At 61.7% G+C, this 18,933-nt stretch carries 15 protein-coding genes and 1 tRNA gene; 10 read left to right on the forward strand and 6 right to left on the reverse strand.

The window, feature by feature from the left end; all coding sequences use genetic code 11:
* Together QMX78_RS07470 and QMX78_RS07475 are read right to left on the reverse strand one after the other, a co-directional pair.
* Nucleotides 1-1,612: tandem-95 repeat protein (locus QMX78_RS07470; protein ID WP_282268063.1), on the reverse strand; the 1,612-nt coding region annotated here is incomplete at its 3' end.
* Nucleotides 1,613-2,297: 685 nt separating this feature from the next.
* A complete protein-coding gene (locus tag QMX78_RS07475) occupies nucleotides 2,298-3,017 on the reverse strand; it encodes a response regulator transcription factor (protein WP_282268064.1) in 720 nt (239 codons plus the stop codon).
* A 282-nt stretch (nucleotides 3,018-3,299) separates the two neighbouring features.
* On the opposite strand from QMX78_RS07475, the gene QMX78_RS07480 reads away from it, so the two are divergent.
* Nucleotides 3,300-4,859: an ATP-binding protein gene (locus tag QMX78_RS07480; RefSeq protein WP_282268065.1), complete on the forward strand. Its 1,560-nt coding sequence runs from the start codon at nucleotides 3,300-3,302 to the stop codon at nucleotides 4,857-4,859.
* Between the two features lie 1,003 nt (nucleotides 4,860-5,862).
* Nucleotides 5,863-6,117 (forward strand): hypothetical protein, encoded by a 255-nt coding sequence (locus QMX78_RS07485; protein ID WP_282268066.1) that lies wholly within the window; start codon nucleotides 5,863-5,865, stop codon nucleotides 6,115-6,117.
* 320 nt (nucleotides 6,118-6,437) lie between these two features.
* On the opposite strand, the gene QMX78_RS07490 is transcribed toward QMX78_RS07485, so the two are convergent.
* The 3 genes from QMX78_RS07490 to dtd form a co-directional block, all read right to left on the reverse strand.
* Nucleotides 6,438-6,513, reverse strand: a tRNA-Ile gene (locus QMX78_RS07490).
* A gap of 152 nt (nucleotides 6,514-6,665) precedes the next feature.
* The gene (gene rpoD, locus QMX78_RS07495; protein ID WP_282268067.1) at nucleotides 6,666-8,513 is read right to left on the reverse strand and encodes an RNA polymerase sigma factor RpoD; all 1,848 of its coding nucleotides are present in this window, start codon (nucleotides 8,511-8,513) and stop codon (nucleotides 6,666-6,668) included.
* Nucleotides 8,514-8,606: 93 nt separating this feature from the next.
* Complete coding sequence (gene dtd, locus QMX78_RS07500) at nucleotides 8,607-9,047, reverse strand: D-aminoacyl-tRNA deacylase (protein ID WP_282268068.1); 441 nt, start codon at nucleotides 9,045-9,047, stop codon at nucleotides 8,607-8,609.
* A 63-nt stretch (nucleotides 9,048-9,110) separates the two neighbouring features.
* Between dtd and QMX78_RS07505 the strand changes: the two genes are divergently transcribed.
* The 4 genes from QMX78_RS07505 to QMX78_RS07520 all read left to right on the forward strand — a co-directional run bounded on the left by QMX78_RS07505 (nucleotide 9,111) and on the right by QMX78_RS07520 (nucleotide 13,454).
* Nucleotides 9,111-10,031 carry a lauroyl acyltransferase gene (locus tag QMX78_RS07505; protein ID WP_282268070.1) on the forward strand — a complete coding sequence of 307 codons (921 nt, stop codon included), beginning with the start codon at nucleotides 9,111-9,113 and terminating at the stop codon, nucleotides 10,029-10,031.
* 74 nt (nucleotides 10,032-10,105) lie between these two features.
* On the forward strand, nucleotides 10,106-11,227 hold the full coding sequence (gene ribA / locus QMX78_RS07510) for a GTP cyclohydrolase II RibA (RefSeq protein WP_282268072.1): 1,122 nt from the start codon (nucleotides 10,106-10,108) through the stop codon (nucleotides 11,225-11,227).
* A gap of 209 nt (nucleotides 11,228-11,436) precedes the next feature.
* A complete protein-coding gene (locus QMX78_RS07515) occupies nucleotides 11,437-11,943 on the forward strand; it encodes a PH domain-containing protein (protein ID WP_282268074.1) in 507 nt (168 codons plus the stop codon).
* A complete protein-coding gene (locus QMX78_RS07520) occupies nucleotides 11,940-13,454 on the forward strand; it encodes a PH domain-containing protein (protein WP_282268076.1) in 1,515 nt (504 codons plus the stop codon). The genes QMX78_RS07515 and QMX78_RS07520 overlap by 4 nt, the downstream gene beginning before the upstream one ends.
* 254 nt (nucleotides 13,455-13,708) lie before the next feature.
* On the opposite strand, the gene QMX78_RS07525 is transcribed toward QMX78_RS07520, so the two are convergent.
* The gene (locus tag QMX78_RS07525) at nucleotides 13,709-14,740 is read right to left on the reverse strand and encodes a CDP-glycerol glycerophosphotransferase family protein (RefSeq protein WP_282268078.1); all 1,032 of its coding nucleotides are present in this window, start codon (nucleotides 14,738-14,740) and stop codon (nucleotides 13,709-13,711) included.
* 102 nt (nucleotides 14,741-14,842) lie between these two features.
* On the opposite strand from QMX78_RS07525, the gene QMX78_RS07530 reads away from it, so the two are divergent.
* The 4 genes from QMX78_RS07530 to QMX78_RS07545 all read left to right on the forward strand — a co-directional run bounded on the left by QMX78_RS07530 (nucleotide 14,843) and on the right by QMX78_RS07545 (nucleotide 18,914).
* A complete protein-coding gene (locus QMX78_RS07530; protein WP_282268080.1) occupies nucleotides 14,843-15,667 on the forward strand; it encodes a glycosyltransferase family 2 protein in 825 nt (274 codons plus the stop codon).
* Between the two features lie 273 nt (nucleotides 15,668-15,940).
* Nucleotides 15,941-16,825, forward strand: a complete 885-nt coding sequence (locus tag QMX78_RS07535) for a glycosyltransferase family 2 protein (protein ID WP_282268082.1) — start codon at nucleotides 15,941-15,943, stop codon at nucleotides 16,823-16,825.
* Nucleotides 16,826-17,199: 374 nt separating this feature from the next.
* On the forward strand, nucleotides 17,200-18,078 hold the full coding sequence (locus tag QMX78_RS07540) for an O-antigen ligase family protein (protein ID WP_282268084.1): 879 nt from the start codon (nucleotides 17,200-17,202) through the stop codon (nucleotides 18,076-18,078).
* Nucleotides 18,012-18,914, forward strand: coding sequence for a glycosyltransferase family 2 protein (locus QMX78_RS07545; protein ID WP_343239201.1), 903 nt, complete (start codon nucleotides 18,012-18,014; stop codon nucleotides 18,912-18,914). Before QMX78_RS07540 ends, QMX78_RS07545 begins: the two co-directional genes overlap by 67 nt.
* Nucleotides 18,915-18,933 lie beyond the last annotated feature (19 nt).

Below are 18,933 nucleotides of genomic sequence, written 5' to 3' on the forward strand. Positions count from 1 at the left end.
TCTCGTTGTAGCTGACCGTGTAGCTGGCCGGCGTCGGGTTGCCTGCGCCATCGGTGCCCGGCGGGGTGAAGATCGTGCCCGGCTGATTCGGGCCCGGCGGCGTGCCGCCCTGGTTCGGGTCTTCAAACGCCGGCGCTTCGTTGACGTCCAGCTCGTTGAGCGTGACGGTGATGGTGGTCGTGCCGCCATTGCCGTCGCTGGCCACCACGGTGATCGTGTGGCTGTTGCCCGTGGCCTCGTAGTCGTTCGCCAGCGAGGCGGCACCGGCCGGGGTCAGGGTGATCACACCCGTGCTCGGATCGATCGCGTACCAGCCGTTGTCGTTGCCTGCGCTGATCGCGAAGGTCACGTCATCACCGTCCACGTCACCGGCCTGGACCTGGCCCAGCTCGACGCCCGCTGCGGTGTTCTCGTTGTAGCTGACCGTGTAGCTGGCCGGCGTCGGGTTGCCTGCGCCATCGGTGCCCGGCGGGGTGAAGATCGTGCCCGGCTGATTCGGGCCCGGCGGCGTGCCGCCCTGGTTCGGGTCTTCAAATGCCGGCGGATCATTCACCGGTGTTACGGTGATGGTGACCTTACTGGTGGTGGTCCCGCCTTCGCCGTCATCAATGACAACGGTAAACTCATCAGTGCCGTTGTAGTTCGGAGCCGGCAAATAGCTGTACTCGCCGGTCTCAGGGTCGATGGTAACCGTGCCATTCAGCGGAGGCTCTCCGATCACATACGTAAGCTGATCACCATCAGCGTCAGTAGCGGTGATCTTGCCGTCGATAGCAGTGTCTTCCGGCGTAGTGACCTCATAGTCGCCCGAGTCCGGATCGAAGCTCTGGCCGGGGATATAGCCCGGATCACCGGGATCCAGACCTTCGTTGGGATCCACCGGCACTGGCAAGTCATTGACCGGAGTAACGTCAATATTGACGGTGCTGGTGCTGCTGCCACCATGACCGTCCGTTACGGTGACGACAAATCCATCCTGACCGTTGTAGCCAGGCTTCGGCGTATAGGTGTACTCGCCGGTCTGTGGATTGATCGTAACCGTGCCATTCACCGGCTGCGTAGTGACGGCATAAGTCAGCGCATCGCCATCCGCATCAGCGCCAACAACACGACCGCTCACTGGATCATTCTCCGCGACAGTGTGCGCGTAATCCGGCGATTCTGGCGGCCGATTGCTGTGCTTGTCATCGTCGCCATCGTCGACTGCTGCATAGACAGCACCTGCACCGACAAGCGCCAGTGCGGCGATCGCCCAAGCCGGCAGGCCTGCTGCGGGCGGGACAAACCCAGCGGCAGCGAGGTCTTCCTGGATTTCGGCAAAGTGGAAGTCAGACCAGGGACTGGTGTATTGCCCCCACCAATGCACGCCTTCCACATCTTCCAGAACCAGGTCACTACGGTGACCTTCATCGTCTTGAACGAAGAAGCCGCGGATGGTCAGCGTGCTGCCATCCTTGAGGACAATCAGGAGGTCACTACCGACCTGCTCGAAACGCTCAACCGTCTCAGGACCGACCTTGATCTTGACGATGCTGGGCTGGGCGAGCGCCAAATCCCCAGAATCAACAACGGCAATTTTGCCGGACGACTTGGCGATGACTTCCGTATTCATGCTTTCCCTCGTTATAAGACTTCTGAAAAATTTTTCACCGACTCAAACCACTACCCCGTGCATCAAACCGCGAAGGCAGGTCACAGGCGAAGAGATCACTTATCAGCACACTGCCACCACCGCCGACGGTCGGTAGCGCAAGTAAAAAAAACCACCGTTTGGCTGCAACGTTGGCGTTTAATTCGAAACGTACGACCAGTGCGTATAACGCCCTGTACACCCCCAAATCGCTGACTCCCGCGAACAAAGGCCCTGCAGGAGTTGCACTCAGCGGTGTTTCCCACGGCGATACCCGCCGCAGCGTCATACCTGCCCCCTTTCAAAACCAGGGCGGTGCGCCATATGCCCAAAGGCATGATGTCGTCCACCGCAGTACCGTCCATTGCCAAGACGTGCAGTAGAAGACACCTTGCGGAATGCGCTTCTCCTGCCCCCATTCTCCCCCGTGAATGACAAAGCCTCTGGCTTGTACGAAACACGTGGAAAAGCAAAGGCAATCTAGGTTTGCACCTGGAGATCATCAATCGCGAGTTACTCACCTTTGCTCACATTGCGTGAGCAAGGCAGCGCCAGCATGCAAGTGCTATCGCATCGGCCTGGTTTTCGTGGAAACTCTCGGTCCTGCAACCTTCAGACGACTCCTCACAGAGGAGCGTGTCCGCAAAGAGACGAAGCGATATGCCTGTCAGGGCTCAAACAGGTACCCGGCCCCTCTCACCGCCTGCAAAGGCAGCGCCTCCCCCGAGTTCTCGATGCACTTTCTGCGCAGGCGATAGATCAGCATCTCTAGCCGATGCGGATCAAAGCCGTCGGCATCAGCTGTCAGGTTCTTTATCAACGCCTCACGGGACACTGGCTCATTTGGAGTTGCCACCAGTATCCTCATCACCTGGCGCTCGGCTTGGTTCAGGGTCAATGCGACGCCTGCAGGCGTCAAAAGAGCCCAACCATTCCTGTCCAGGACCCATGTACCAGGATGTGCCGCTTGAGACTCATGACCCACACGCCGTTGATGGACGTTACGTAAGGTTTCAATCACCTCGTCCATCTCCGTCGGCTTCACGAGGTAAGCATCTACGCCGGCACGCAACCCTCGCAGGCGCTCCGAAGTCGTTCCCTGCCCGGTATACATGACGATTCCCAACGAAGGCGAAAGGCCGCGCATATGCCTGGCAATATCGATACCATCGTCATCCGGCAACCCCACATCCAGAAGAACAAGGTCAAATGGGGATCCAGCCCACATGCGATAGAACTGCAATGCGCTCGCAAGCCCGATAGCATCGAACCCCGCATTTCGGAGAATAGGAACCATGATCTTCTCCCGAAGCTCTTCGTCATCTTCCACAATTGCGAGGCGCGGCAACAAGGTCATCTTCTCGGGGGCGGGTCCTTGCACCATCATATCGGATACCACTGGACTGCAACGACCCAGCCTCATCGGTTCGGGTCCTCGCGCCTTCCAGAAACCAGCTCATGTACTGGCGAAAAGCCGATCCATGCGTGCGCCTGGTTAGCGGTTTTGGGGTTACCGCCATTTGCTTCATTGCTTCATGCCACGCGGGCATGAATGACACTACGGCGCCATCGAAAACCATTCAAAGTTTCAGTCATCGGATCGTTGCAACCCGAATCGCGATGAACGTTGTAGCAACGCTCACCGGACATGATCATTACGCTGCTCTGAATGCAGCATCAGGTCATCACCCCGGGTTTTTCAGCTCCCCAGGAAACAAAGCCGTGTGCAGAAAAAAACATATTCGGCGAATCGGGAAATAGCCTCGACCGATTCGCACCACTCAAGCCCCCCGGACATATTGCCAGGCACCTCATGAATCCGATCTCTCGCTGGCTGAACAACACCCCCATTATCAATGCAGTCGACAGGCGCAATGCGCCCTTCCTGCAGATACTGCTTCTGTTCTTCGGCATCTTCGTGCCGCTGAACAAAGCAATTTTTCTGTACGCGATCTACAGTGGCGCTTGGCAGAAGCCTGGCCCTTTGCAACTCTACGCAGACCTGGCCACCGACATCCTTCTGGTCGCATCCGCCTGGATCGCACTGAGGTTGATACGTCGCGGCGTCTTCCACACAGGTGTCACGCTATTCCTGGCCGTCACCGCGCTATGCGTCGGTATTGCCTACGCAAGCGTGGGCCTGTCTCATATACGGCCCGACCCCATCCCCTTGTTGTTGCTTTCACTGGCCGGCCTGGTAGTAGGCCGTCGCGCTCTTTGGCTCATGCTCGCGTCACTAACGGCAATGCTGCTGGCGTGTCTTGTGTTGGATGTCTTCCGCGCCAACGCAATCGCACCGGCCGCATCGATTGGCAAGGCAATCTCAATTGCAGGCATCTGGCTGATCATTACCGTGGTGCTCGATCGTACCGTTGCCGCCCTGCGTATAAGCCTGCAGGAATCTGAAAAGCGCGGCCAAGCACTGGAACAATCGAACTGGCAGCTCCGCGAGGAGATCGCAGAACGTGAACGCACCCAGGTTCAATTGATTCATTCGCAGAAAATGGATGCTGCCGGGCGCCTGGCAAGCGGACTCGCACACGACTTCAACAATGTACTGGTTATCATCCTGGGCTATGCACAACAGCGAAACCAGTTGGCCAGCAATGGCGGTATACCGGCACTCGCATCGACACTGGAAGGCATCGAGATGGCGACACGCCGTGCAATGGCCATCAGCAGGAAACTGCTGAACTTCAGTCGTCTGGAAACAGCACGCCCAGAAACATTCGACGCCTGCGAGGCAACGCACGAGCTTCAATCAATGTTGCGACAATTGCTGGGCAGTCGTATCCGCTTGCAGCTGGATATCCCACAACGCCCCATTTCCATCCACATGGACAGGAACCATTTTGAACTGGCGATTCTAAATATCGCTGGAAACTCGCGCGATGCGATGCCCGAAACTGGCACCTTAAGAATTTCCGCATCGGTCGCCCCTACAGGAAAATCATTCGCGCTGACGCTATCTGATGACGGCCCGGGCATGCCAGAGCCAGTACAGCTTCGGGCCTTCGATCCGTTCTTCACGACAAAGCCTACCGGTGAAGGCACTGGTTTAGGGCTATCTGTTGTCAAGGACATAGTAACCACTGCAGGCGGTTCGATCAGCCTTGAATGCCCACCTGCCGGCGGTACCACCATAAGGATTGAACTTCCTTTGGCGTCCCCTGCTGCCGACAGCCGCGAGCCCACCTCCGCAACTTCAGATATTGTTTATCCGGAATAGTCACCGCAAGAATCTAATCGACAGCTGGACCTCATGAGCGAAACCACATATCAACTGGCGAAAGGGCCGACGCCTTCCGGCGAGTGCATTGGCGTCGACTTGGCGCCAGAAGATGCCGCACGCCCGTTTTGGGTCTGGTCCGGCGTTGGTTACCACACATACTGCACGGATCTCATCGCGCGAATTGGCCCCCGCATGGCCAGAGCATTTCGCGCTTGTCGCGCCGTGGCTTGAGCCACTGTTTCGTATCCAACAACCAGGTGCACCTGAACTTCCCGCCGCTGTGCTCATCCAGTTCGAGCGCCACCACGGTCAGCGCGCACCGCTGGCGAGCTCGGTTGGGGCCTAACAATTCGTCCAAGCCGATGTCGCTACGCGGCCCGGCTCAACTCAGGTGTCAGCAGGCATGGCTAGATCATCGCAATTTGCAGTCGTCTTGGTTGCAGCTTTCGCGGGCTGCAACCTGACTGAGGTCTCGGAGACTTCCTACCCAGACATGGCCGCAGTGGTCGCTGGCGGCGGTATTTCCGGCGGCTGGATTCCCAAGTGGCTTCCCGCCAGCTCGACCGACCTCCGCGAGATCCATAACATCGATACGAATGAGAGCGCCCTGACCTTCAGTATTTCCAGCAACACCAGCTGGCACCCGCCTGGCCAATGCCAAGCAGTTCCCGCTTCGGCCGTTGTTCCGTCACGCTATCACCCATCGCGGTGGCCGACCCCGTCCGAGCTCGACAGTTCGTACACGTTCTTTCGTTGCCCCAGTGATGTATCACCAACATCCATGTTTGTTGGTGTTCACAAGTCAGGCGGTCAGGGGCTGCATTGGCGCGTCTCCGCCCGCTGACAATTCATTCAAGCCGAAGCTGCCCCCCCCAGAAATCGGGGATGGATCACTGGCACGCCCCTGCGGCGCCAAGATCAAAATGTATCAAGGGAAGAATCCATCTGGCATGACTGGTGCAACCGCCCCTCGGGGCCGCCTTTCAGGTAGGTCGGCAACATGAGAAATACACCCGAGTTCCACGAGGCGATGGCACGAATGTATCGATCCATCGATGTTTCACCAAAGAACGAAGCGACGCTAAAGCGCGCCAAACAACTTCTCTTTGCCAGGGGCATGGATGCTCTCTTGGAGAAGCTCGAAGGAAAACCTGTCGCCGAGTTCATTGGCAAAGAATTCGTGACATCAAACGTGAAAGTCAGATTCTCCGTTGCCAAACTTCAAGAATTAATAGACAGGTATGCTGCTTGGTAATTCTCTCGAACCGAACCCGCTGTGCGGGCCGGCCTAATTCCAGAGTAGACGTCCGCCCCTGTTCGGAACCGAACCGAAGCCACTCTGAAATTGTCCTGTTGGGCAGCGGTGAGATGACCTGCATGCTCCACCGCATCAATCAAGATCAGCGATGGGATCTTGCCGAAGAAACGCGTTCCACAGCGAAAGAAAGAGCTAAGCAATTGACTCCACGCTCTGCACGCTGGAGGGAGTTGACGGATCCATCGCGGAATTTTTCCACGACTCCCCCAGAATCCTTGCTCCAACTCGATAAAAACAGAGCTAAGCAATTGATCTCATGGTGGGCCCACCAGGATTCGAACCTGGAACCAAAGGATTATGAGTCCTCTGCTCTAACCGTTGAGCTATAGGCCCGTAGCGATGACACAGTGTAGTGGAGCTTGCAGCGTGCGACTACTTCCCTGTGTCTGCTTTTGATGTGCGTGTGTTGCGCAAAGAAAAACCCCGCCAAGGCGGGGCTTTTCATTCCAGCGCTTACGCGCCAGCAATCACTTGCAAGCCACCACTCACTCGATGTCGAGGAAGCTGCGCAGCTGCTCCGAACGGCTCGGGTGACGCAGCTTGCGCAGCGCCTTGGCCTCGATCTGGCGGATACGCTCGCGGGTCACGTCGAACTGCTTGCCCACTTCTTCCAGCGTGTGATCGGTGTTCATGTCGATGCCGAAGCGCATGCGCAGCACCTTGGCTTCCCTCGGGGTGAGGCCAGCCAGCACGTCACGCACGGTTTCAGACAAGTTGATGTTGGTGGTGTTCTCGATCGGGGACTCCACGTTGGTGTCCTCGATGAAGTCGCCCAGATGCGAATCCTCGTCGTCGCCGATCGGGGTTTCCATCGAGATCGGCTCCTTGGCGATCTTCATCACCTTGCGGATCTTGTCTTCCGGCATGTCCATTTCCTTGGCCAGCTCCTCCGGCGTAGCCTCGCGGCCGTACTGCTGGAGCATCTGGCGGGAAATGCGGTTCAACTTGTTGATCGTCTCGATCATGTGCACCGGGATACGGATGGTGCGGGCCTGGTCGGCGATCGAACGGGTGATCGCCTGGCGGATCCACCAGGTGGCATAGGTCGAGAACTTGTAACCGCGGCGGTATTCGAACTTGTCGACGGCCTTCATCAGGCCGATGTTGCCTTCCTGGATCAGATCCAGGAACTGCAGGCCGCGGTTGGTGTACTTCTTGGCAATGGAGATGACCAGACGCAGGTTGGCCTCGACCATTTCCTTCTTGGCCTTGCGCGCCTTGGCTTCGCCGTAGGCCATGACGCGGCTGATTTCCTTCAGCTCGTCCAGGCTCAGCTGGGTGTTCTTTTCCAGGTCGATGGTCGCCTGCTGCTCGGACACGATCTGGTCCTTGACGTCACGCAGGGCCGACGACCACTTCTGCTTACGCTTGATCGCATCTTCCACCCACTCCAGATTCGTCTGGTTGCCTTCCCACGAGCGGATGAAATCCTTACGCGGCATGCGGGCAGTGATGGTGGCCAGGTGCAGCACACGGCGCTCCTGCGACTTGACCTGGGCCATGGTGTCGCGCAGCAGGCGTACCAGCACGTCGGTCAGCGGCAGCGGCAGCTTCAGGGTCACGAAGGTGGCCGAGATTTCTTCGCGCAGCTTGGCCTGGGCCTTGGTGTCGCCCTTGGCGTGTGCCTTCTTGAACTTGGCCAGGTCGGCGGCCAGCTGCTCCATGCGGGCAGCCACTTCCACCGGATCCGGACCGGTCGGGCCGGCTTCTTCCTCGACGTCGTCGCCGTCGTCGTCTTCGTCGCCGTCAGCATCAGCGTCGTCGCTGGTGTCTTCGGCAACGGCCGGAGCCGGTGCTTCCTCGACCAGGTCGTTGAAGCCGACGATCACTTCGGCCAGGCGCTTCTTGCCTTCCTTGTGCAGTTCGTAGTCGGCCAATACCGACTCAACAGCCAGCGGGAAGGTGCCCAGTGCAGCCTGCACCTGGCCCAGGCCTTCTTCGATGCGCTTGGCGATGGCGATTTCGCCTTCGCGGGTCAGCAGCTCGACCGTACCCATTTCGCGCATGTACATGCGCACCGGGTCGGTGGTGCGGCCACCTTCGGTGTCGAGTGCGGTAAGTGCAGCAGCAGCTTCTTCAGCGGCGGTATCATCGACTTCACGGTTGCCGGTGTTGCCGTCGCTGAGCATCAGCGTGTCGGCGTCGGGGGCAACTTCGTGGACATCGATGCCCATGCCGGTGATCAGGCCGATGATGTCTTCGATCTGCTCCGGATCGACCATGTCGTCGGGCAGATGATCGTTAACTTCGGCGTAGGTCAGGTAGCCCTGTTCCAGGCCCTTGCTGATCAGAAGCTTGATGTCGTTTTGCTGGGCAGGACGTTCGTTGGCCATGTAATGCTCGCGCCACCGGCGATTGTGAAGATGGGAACCTAGCATTATACCAGCGCAGCATAGCGCTTGCCGGGGCGGTGGGTTCGCGGCGCGCTACGGTCTGAGCAGAAAGGTTACGGGCCCATCGTTGATCAGGCTGACAACCATATGGGCACCAAAGCGGCCAATTTCCACCCCTGGGCTGTGTTTTTCACGGCAGATAGCCACCAAACGGTTGAAAAGCCGTTCAGCCTCGGCCGGCGGCGCGGCGCTGGTGAAGCTCGGGCGCATGCCTGAACGGGTATCGGCAGCCAGGGTGAACTGGCTGACCAGCAACAGCCCGCCACCAGTATCGCGCAAGGAACGGTTCATCTTGCCGGCATCGTCGGCGAAAACCCGGTAACCGAGCAGCCTGTCCGCCATCCGCGACAGCATCGCCTCATCGTCGCCCGGCTCCACCCCGACCAGGGCAAGCAGGCCCGGGCCGATCTGCCCGACCACGGCATCATCAACAGTGACCGAGGCCTGGGTGACACGTTGGATCAGGCAAAGCATTGGCAGCTCCTGCTGTGGGGCCGAGCACCATAGCACCGGGCGCCAGCGGCTAAACTTGGGGGAATGAAACCGCAATCCACCGCCAAGCTCTATTACCGCCTCGCCTGTGCCCTGACCCACCGGCCCTGGTCCTGGCAACGGACCCTGGCCGACACGGTGGCCTGGCTGTGGCGCAGCATCAATGCCCGCGAAAGCCGGGTGACCCGCCGCAACCTGGAGCTGGCCTACCCGGAACTGGACCCCACCCAGCGCGCGCGCCTGCACCGCGAGGTGCTGCGCACCACCGCCCGCCAGGCACTGGAAACCCTGTACCTGTGGACCCACGACCCTGCGCAGAACCTGTCCCGCCACCTGCGCGAACGCCACGGACAGGACCTGTATGACGCCGCGCTGGCGTCAGGCAAGGGGGTGATCGTCATTGCCCCGCACTACGGCAACTGGGAGCTGTTGAACCAGTGGCTGGCCTCGCGCGGGCCGATCGCCATCGTCTATGCACCGCCGGAGAACCCGGTCGGCGATGAATTCCTGCAGCTGTGCCGCGGCGTCGACAACGTGCGCCAGGTGCGTGCTGAAGGCCCAGCAGTGCGGCAGTTATTCAAGGTACTCAAGGAAGGCGGCGCCACCGGCATCCTGCCCGACCAGCAACCCAAGAACGGCGACGGCGTATTCGTTCCGTTCTTCGGCATGCAGGCGCTGACCATGACCCTGGTCAACCGCCTGGCCGAGCGCACCGGCGCCACCTTGCTGTACGGCTGGTGCGAGCGCACCGGGCCCAACCTGGACTTCGCCCTGCATATCGAACCAGCCGAAGCCCTGATCGCCGACCCGGATCTGCAACTTGCCGCCGCTACCCTCAACGCCGGCATCGAACGCATCGCCCGCCGCGATCCTGCGCAGTACCAGTGGACCTACAAGCGCTACACGCTGCGGCCGCCGGGCAGCGGCGAGCACGACCCTTACGCCACTGCCCGTCACCCGCACTGAACCTGCTGCTGCAACACTGCGTCACCCGTGCCGCTCGATTGATTCGACTGCCAACGGCCCCCATAAGGTTTCAAATGAACAACCCCGCTTCCGCCAGCCCGTCCTACTTCGGCCAGACCGCCGCCATCCGCTGCGAGCGCGCCGCCGCCGAACTCCGTGCGGGCCGCCCGGTAGTAATCAGCGATGGCCGGCAACGACTGGCCAGCATTGCCCTGGACAGCAGCTCGCCGGAAGGCTACGCCGCCTTTGCCGAGGCCGCGCAAGGTCGCCATTACCTGTTCCTGAGCGCAGCGCGCGCGCAGACGCTGGGCATCAACGCCGCCAACGGCATCCACGTTCCACTGACTGATCGCGCGTTTGCAGAGCTGCCAGCACTGGCCTACCTGCGCGATGCGGTTGCGCCGGCCGACGCGCAAGCCAGTGGCAATGCGCTGGATGCAGCGACGGTGGAAGTGGCGCGGTTGGGCTTGCTGTTGCCGGCCATGATTTCGGTGGAACTGGATGCCGCAGGCAGCCCCTTCGATGACTGCCTGCAGCTGGACACCACCGCCCTGTACGAAGGTGCTGGCCAGGCCGGCCAGGACTACGAACTGGTGACGCGCTCGCCAGTACCGCTGCGTGACGTCGGCATGAGCGAGTTCGCCGTGTTCCGTGGCGGCGTGGCACAGCGTGACCAGGTTGCGGTGATCGTTGGCAATCCGGACATGAGCGGCATCGTGCCGGTGCGCGTGCATTCGTCCTGCCTCACCGGCGACCTGTTCGGCTCGCTCAAATGCGATTGCGGCGACCAGCTGCGGCGCGGCCTGCGCACGCTCAAGGAGCTGGGCGGCGGCATCCTGTTGTACCTGGACCAGGAAGGCCGCGGCACCGGCATCGCCGCCAAGATGCGTGCCTACGGCTACCAGCACGAAGGCCTGGACACCATCGACGCCGATGCTCAACTGGGCTTCGGTGCCGACGAACGTCGCTATGGCAGCGCGGTGGCCATGCTGCGTGCGCTGGGCGTGCAACGCATCCAGCTGCTGACCAACAATCCCACCAAGGTGCAGCACCTGCGCAAGGCCGGCATCGAGGTCGTTGGCTGCGTGCCGGTGACCGGCGAGATCACCCACGAAAACGAGCAGTACCTACGCACCAAGGCCGCACGCGCCGGCCATCACCTGGATGTGGATGCGCTGATCATGGCGGCGCAGTAAGCGCCCCGTTTTTGTTGCGTTTGTGGGAGCGGCGTCAGCCGCGAAGCTATTGCCGCATCCGGCGCCAGCATTGGTGCCCAACCTTGAAATATCGAACGCAGGCTTTCCTTGGCCTGTCATGTCACCGGCTTCGCGGCTGACGCCGCTCCTACAACTGCCAGCGGCATCGCACCTACCGCTGTACGGTCCCGGCGTTATATCGTCTGCGCATGACTGAACCTCCTGCCTTCGATCCAACGCTGCCGGACGACATCCAGTGGCAACCGCTGCCGCCGCGCGGCGCGCTGTTCGCCGCCACCGGCTCGGCACTGAGCATGGCCCTGCTGTTCGGCGCGGCCTGCGTGGTACTGATGCTGGTCACCAAGCAATCGAGCTGGCTGCTGATCCCCTCGGCCGGTGCCGTACTTGGCGCCCTGCTCGGCGCATGGTTCGGCTGGCGCCGGCATCGGCTCACCTTCTGGCGGCTGGACGCGCAATCGCTCGGTGTCCGCCGTGGCCATATGTGGCAGAGCGAAAGCCACGTGCCGGTATCGCGCGTGCAGCACCTGGACCTGCGCCGCGGCCCGCTGGAACGCATGGCAGGCCTGGCGACCCTGATCGTGCATACCGCCGGCACCCGCATGAACACCGTCGCCGTGGCCGGACTGGCACACGCCGATGCCGAACGCCTGCGTGATCGCCTGGCGCGGCAGCTCGACCACGACGACGCGCTGTGAGCGAACTCCCGCCCCCCGTGCCCAGCGACGAGCAACGGCTGCATCCGTGGTCGTGGCTGTTCGCCCTGCAGCAGCAGGTGCAGCAGTTCCTGCTACCGCTGGTTGCCTTGCTGGTGTTCGGCAGCCGCCGCGATGACGACCTGCCCTACCACCACTGGATCAGTGGCGCGATCGTGGTGGCGCTGGTCGCCAGCGCGGTGCTGCAATACCTGAGTTACCGCTATCGCATCGGCAACGATGCGCTGAGCATCCGCAGCGGCATCTTCGAGCGCACCCGTCGCGAGATCCCGTTCGCGCGCATCCACAACGTCGTCGTGCACCAGAACCTGTTGCACCGCATGTTCGGCGTGGCCGAGCTTCGACTGGAATCGGCTGGCGGCGACAAGCCCGAAGCGGAAATGCGCGTGCTCAAGCTGGCACAGGCGCTGGAGCTGGAGCGGCTGATCCGCCAGGGCGGCAGCGAAGCAGCGCCAACCGACGACCAAGCGGACACTCCCACCGATGGTGTATTGCTGAGCTTGCCGCTGTCCGAACTGGTGCGGCAGGGGCTTATATCCAACCGCGCAATGGTCGTTGTGGCGGCGGCAATCGGTGCGGCTTACCAGCTGTTCCCGCGCCGGACCACCTCCGATTTCATCGAGGAACAAGGCCGCCACGCCTTCGGCTATGCCAGCCAATTGCAGCTGGGTACGCTGACGATGGTCGCTACCGGCCTGCTGTTGCTCGCCTTCGCGCTGGTCCTGATGCGGCTTCTATCGGTGGGCTTGGCTATCGTGCAGTACTACGGTTTCCGCCTGAGCGAGGCCGACCGCCGCCTCACCGTCGAACGCGGCCTGTTCACCCGCGTGCGCAGCAGCGTGGCACGGCGTCGCATCCAGGCCTGGACCTTGCGCGAAGGTGCGTTGCATCGCTTGTTCAAGCGCCGCCAGCTGCGGGTGGATATCGCCAGTGGCGGCCAGCAACAGGAACAGGACGGGCGCGCGCTGAAGGAACTGGCGCCGCTGGCAACGCCTGCTGCCTGCGATGGCCTGTTGCAGCACCTGCTACCGCAGCTGCAGTGGCCGCCCGCCCAATGGCTGCCGGTAAGCACCCGCGGCTGGTGGCGGCTGTGCCTGCCGGCGCTGCTGTTGATGAGCCTGCTGTCTGCACTGCTGGTATACGAAACCGGCAGTGCATGGGGCCTGCTGCCGCTGCTCTGGCTGCCATGGTCGGCGCTGAAGGCGCATCGCCAGGTAAGCCGCATCGGCTACAACATCGACGCGCAGCGCGTGGCCATTCGTGGCGGCTGGTGGAACCGCTGGTGGCGGGTAGCCGAGTTGGACAAGTTGCAGGCCCTGCGGTTGGATCGCTCACCGTTGGACCGGCGATTCGGCACCGCGACACTGACGCTGGATACCGCAGGTGCAGGTGGTTCGCCGGCCCTGCAGCTGCGTTTCCTTGAAGAAGCGCAGGCGCGTGCGCTGATGGCACAGCTTGAGCGGGAGATGGTGCGGCGCAAGTTGCGCTGGTGATGCCCCCCTCCCGCAAGGGGAGAGGGGATACAGCTGCAATTGCAGCCCCGTAGCCCGGGTAAGCGCAGCGCACCCGGGAAGCGCGCCAAAGTCTGGCAACGGAAAACCAGCTTCTCCAGAACCAGCATCAGGCGTGAAGCCGAATCACCGAATTGAGCCCTCTTCCCGGGTGCGCTGCGCTTACCCGGGCTACAGCCATCTCGCTGCAACCTGACTTCACCCTCGGCATCGTGGCCAGGCAAAACTGCTGATCCTCAAACCCGCGCCGGCCCCCAATAACCAATGCGCTTGCGCAGCTTGATCTTGCGCCACCAGTTGCGCGGCTTGGGCTTGCGGTTGCGGCCGCCCTTGGCGATGAAATCATCGATCGCCTGCAGGATGCGCTCGCTGGACTGGCCATCGCGGTAAGGGTGCAGCTGATCGGCAAACTGGCGCACCGCGGCCATCAACTCCGGCGGCCGCGACAAGGCGGTACGGATCGCACCCTCGAACTGTGCGGGGTCATCGATGTCCAGCAGCTGCGGCCCGGGCCGGCGGTTCTTGAAGGTCACCACCGGCTTGTAGGTCAACAGGAACTCATTGAGTGCAGAGGACGTGTCGGAGCACATCATGTCCACCTGCGGGAACAGGTCCAGGATGTTGTCGTCGTCTGCGAACCGCAGATACGGGCCTTCCAGCGCGCGGTACTTGGCGGTGATTTCCGGGTCCATCTTCGGATGGAAGGTGACAATCCAGCGCCATTCGCCAGTCTGCGACAACCGCTTGATCTCGTCGTACAGGATGCCGGCGGCGCTCCAGGACGGCGAGAAGGTGGAGTGGTACAGGATCACCGGCGGCTCGCGCACGGGATCGGGCTCGTCCTTGAGCTGGCTCATGAACGGGTCGATCTTCGGGAAGCCGGTCTCAACCACCGAAAAATGTCCGGTCTTTTGTGCCAGCTCCGAGAACGCGGCGGTATCACGCGGGCCGGTGGTGCAGTACAGGTCGAAGAAGCCACGGATATAGATGTGGCGCGGCTTGCCCGCATCAAAGCCGTGGAAGGTCTCGACCTTCACCCCGGGGAAGAAGTGCGGCACCGCGTTGGACGAGGTGATCACCGCGCAGGGGTTCCACGCACGCACCTGCTCTACCGTCAACAAGGTCTCGTCGGCGGTCAGGTCACTGGCGCCGGGGCCATCGAAGAACCATGCCGCCTCATCACCACGTGCGCGGATCGCCGCCTGCAGCGGGCGGAGGATGGCCAGCGCATAGCGCTCGGACCCGTACAGCAGATAGTGGCGTGGCACGGTGGGGAACTCCTGAATAACCCGGATATGCCGAAATTATCGCATCGCCAGTGGAAGCCGTCGCTGCTAGGCTTTGGCCCGATCCCCCGTGCCAGACCCCGCATGCCCAGCCCAAGCACCGCCCTGCCCGCCCAGCGCCCGCGTCTGTCGGCCTGCATCATCGCCTTCAACGAAGCCGACCGCATTGGCGACTGCCTGGCCTCGCTGGCGTTCTGCGACGAGATCGTGGTAGTCGACTCCTTCTCCAGCGACGCCACCGTCGCCGTGGCCGAAGCCGCTGGCGCCCGCGTGGTGCAACGTGCGTTCACCGGCTTCCGCAGCCAGAAGGCGTTCTGCGTGGAACAGGCCAGCCACGACTGGGTGCTGTGCCTGGACGCCGATGAACGGGTCAACCCGGAACTGCGCGCGGCCATCGAGGCCGAGCGTGACGCCGGCTTCCCCCGTGCCGTCGGCTACCGTTTCGCGCGCTGCTCGGAGTACTTCGGCCGTTTCCTGCGCCATGGCACCGCCTATCCGGACCGCGTACTGCGCCTGTTCGACCGCCGCCACGGCGGCTGGCGCGGTGATCGCGAAATCCACGAAGCCGTCTCGCTGGACGGCCCGGCCGCCCTGCTCAAGGGCGACCTGCTGCATCACCCCTACCGCAGCTTCCTGCAGCTGCTGGACAAGAAGCAGAAGTACGCGCGGATGATGGCCGAGCATGAGTTCACCAAGGGCAAGCACGCCAGCCTGGGCAAGCTGATCATCGCCCCGAGCTGGCGCTTCATCCGCAGCTACGTGGTCAAGCGCGGCTTCCTGGATGGCTGGCCGGGCCTGATCGAGGCTTTCGTCAGCGCCAACTACGTGCGGCAGAAGACCATCATGCTGTGGCTGCTGCAGAACGGGCAGCCGTTGGTGACGCCATCAACGAAAGCAGACCAGGGCTGACGGGTCACCCGCTTCCTGCAAGCACAAGCTGCCAGTGCGGAGCCTCTCGCGCTTATCACGGCATACGGTTTCATGAACGGATGGGGGCAAGACCTGAACGACGATTCAGGCGAGCAAACAGCGTTCTTTGGACACCTCAAAGGCGACTCAGAAGGGCGTAATCAGCTTTATCTTTTTGAACGCCAACGTCGCCCAAACCAGCAGAAGCAGGGAGCCTAGGTTAAAATTTCGGCACTTCTGGTCTGACTGGCCCGCCCCACATTGAGTACTGTCATGTCGCCGTCACGGCCTACCATCTCGTTGATGATTTCCACCTATAACTGGGAAAAGGCGTTGGCCCTGGTGCTGCATAGCGCGGCCCAGCAAAGCCAGCTCCCCGACGAAGTCATTGTCGCCGATGACGGTTCCCGGGAAGACACCGCATCGCTCCTGCACGACTGCGCACGCGGCTTCCCCGTCCCGCTACGTCACGTATGGCAGTCCGACGACGGCTTCCGTCTCGCGCGGGCCCGCAACCGTGGCATCGCCGCAGCACGCGGCGACTACCTGATACAACTGGACGGCGACATGATCATGCATCGGCACTTCGTGGCCGACCATATGCGTCTCGCACGGCCCGGTGTCTTCCTGCAAGGCACCCGCATACGTACCACGGAGGCTGAGACGGCACGCCTGCTGTCTGGCGGTGCCCCCCACTTTGGCTGGTCAGTGGATGCCTACTACCGCAAGGAAGGCGACCGCAGCACCTACCATTTCGGCCGCCGTCACCACACCCTCCGAATCCCATTGCTCGCAGCCCTCAAGGCCCGTTCATCCGGCCATCCGATGGGCTGCAATGTGAGCTTCTGGCGCAAGGATCTGCTTGAAGTCAACGGCTACGACGAACGCATGGTTGGCTATGGCAGCGAAGACCTGGAGCTGGACCAACGCCTTCGCCAATCAGGCCTGCGCAGGTCGCAGATCAAGTTCGCGGCATTGGCACTGCACCTGGAGCACCCCAGCTCGGCACCGCCAGACCCCAGCGCCCCGGAACTGCCCAACAACCAGTTGCTGTATGCCAGCCGCGACGCGCAGAAGGTGCGCTGCGAGGAAGGCCTGGATCATCACATGCCCGAATTCTCCGCCAAACCGGCCGTGGATCTGCGTGCATCCAAATGAAGTTTTTTGACCGGCTTCAGTTCAACACCTCCAGCAGTTCTTCTCTCGATCACACAGAAAGCCACTACCGACCGGTACCCCAGTACCCGGCGTCGCCGTCTGTCCGCAACCTGCTCCTGAGCGGCCTGTTGCTGCTCATTGCCGGCATGTGCGCGCTTCCCGCCGGACCCTCGTTCAATCCGGGCAAGCCGTTCCAGTACCTGCTGGCACTGACGTTGTATCTGCCGACGCTGATCATTGGCTTCAGTTCCCCCCGGCGTTGGCTGGAACTCATGCAGCGACCGTTGATGCCCTGGCTGCTGGCCTTGTTCGCCTGGGCTGGGTTGAGCTTGCTGTGGAGCAATGCACGAAGGCCCGCCGATGAGTTCATGCGCATGTTGAGCGTGCTGCTGTTCCTGCTGGCCTTTCTACAGGGCGTCGGCAGTGACCCGATCCGGCAGCGCAGGCTCTTGATGTGTGGAGCCGGCATACTTTCTGTTACCGCGCTCGCGGCAATCATCAATTTCACCATCGCCCCGCCGGCCGACGATCGACTGATCGGATTTGGTGTCATGGCCAATGCCAACCTGGTTGCCGCAGCCATGGGCGCAGGCGTTCTCATGCTGTGGACATGCCGTTTCGAGACCCGTGCCCAGCGCCTGTTGAAGTGGCTGGCGATCGCACTGATGGCCTGCGCGTTGACGCTCACTTTTTCCCGCAGCGCCTGGATCGCGCTGTTTTCGACGGTGTTCGTACTGCTGACGACACGACGTAGCAAACGCGCCGGACAGCGCTTGGTGCTGCTGTCCATGGTCGCCGGTGGCATGGCCCTTGCTGCCTACCCAGAGCTGACCGAACGCGGCATGTCGTTCCGGCCACAGATCTTTGCCTACGCCATGGATCTGTTCGCGCAGCACCCGTTGCGCGGCTGGGGGCTTGGCGCCAACTTCATCATTCCATTGGAAGCAGGTGGTGGCGCCCATCAGATTCACACCCACAATCTGTTCACCCAGGTTGCAGTGGAGCTGGGGTTACCTGGACTGCTGTTGTGGCTGGCGGTCTGGCTTGGACTGGGCTGGCGCGCCTGGCAGCACCGTGAACTGGCAACCGGCCGGACGGTACTGGGGCTATGGTTCTTTGCCAGCATAATGCTGCAGTTCGATCTTCCCCACCTGATCGACAGCCCGCGCCCGGGTTGGCTCATCATTTGGTTTCCACTGGCACTCAGCCTATCGTTACCATCCAAGAGCTCATTCCAGTCAAGCGACCCATGAAGATCTCTTTGGCGATCCTCACCTACAACTGGCCCGAAGCCTTGGAACTGACGCTGGAAAGCGTCAGCAGGCAGCGTCGGCTGCCCGATGAGGTACTGATCTCCGATGATGGCTCCGGCCCAGCGACTGCCGAGGTGGTGGAGCGATGGAAGACGGCATTGGGGATTCCTGTGCGGCATCTTTGGCAGGAGGATGCTGGTTTCCGTGCGGCGCGTTGCCGCAACCGGGCCATCGCCGCCAGCACTGGTGACTATGTCATTCTGCTGGATGGGGACATGATCCTGCACAAGGATTTCGTAGCCGATCATCAGATGCTTGCGTCCCCCGGTTTGTTCCTCCAGGGCGGTCGATTGAAAGCCAGTGCCCGCGAGAGCCAGCGCTTGCTGGCCGGCGGGAAAGCAAGATTTGCCCCCTGGATAGACGCAGCGTTCCGTGACTTTGACGGCACGCGGCGCAAATACGCGTTCCGGCAGCCGTGGCTGGCGCGCCTGAAGGCGCGCTCACGCCGTGGCGGCAGAGTCATGAGTTGCAACATGAGCTTCTGGCGCCAGGACCTTGTGCGGGTCAATGGCTTCGACGAACGCATGGAAGGCTACGGCGCCGAGGACCGCGAGCTGGCCGAACGCCTGCAGAACACCGGCTTGCGTCGCCGCCCGCTCAAATGGGCGGCACTGGCCATCCACCTCTGGCATAACTCTCGCGCGCCACCGGATGTCAACGACATGAGCTTGCCCAACAACCGCTTGCTGCAGGCCACTGTCACCAACAAGATCACTCGCTGCGAACAAGGCATCGACAGACACAGCGAGCTCCTGCCCCTACATCCAGATTCGTGATCATCCTGAGCGCCCACTG

Origin of the sequence: Stenotrophomonas sp. PS02298 (genome assembly GCF_029959445.1) — a bacterium.
Lineage (GTDB): Bacteria > Pseudomonadota > Gammaproteobacteria > Xanthomonadales > Xanthomonadaceae > Stenotrophomonas.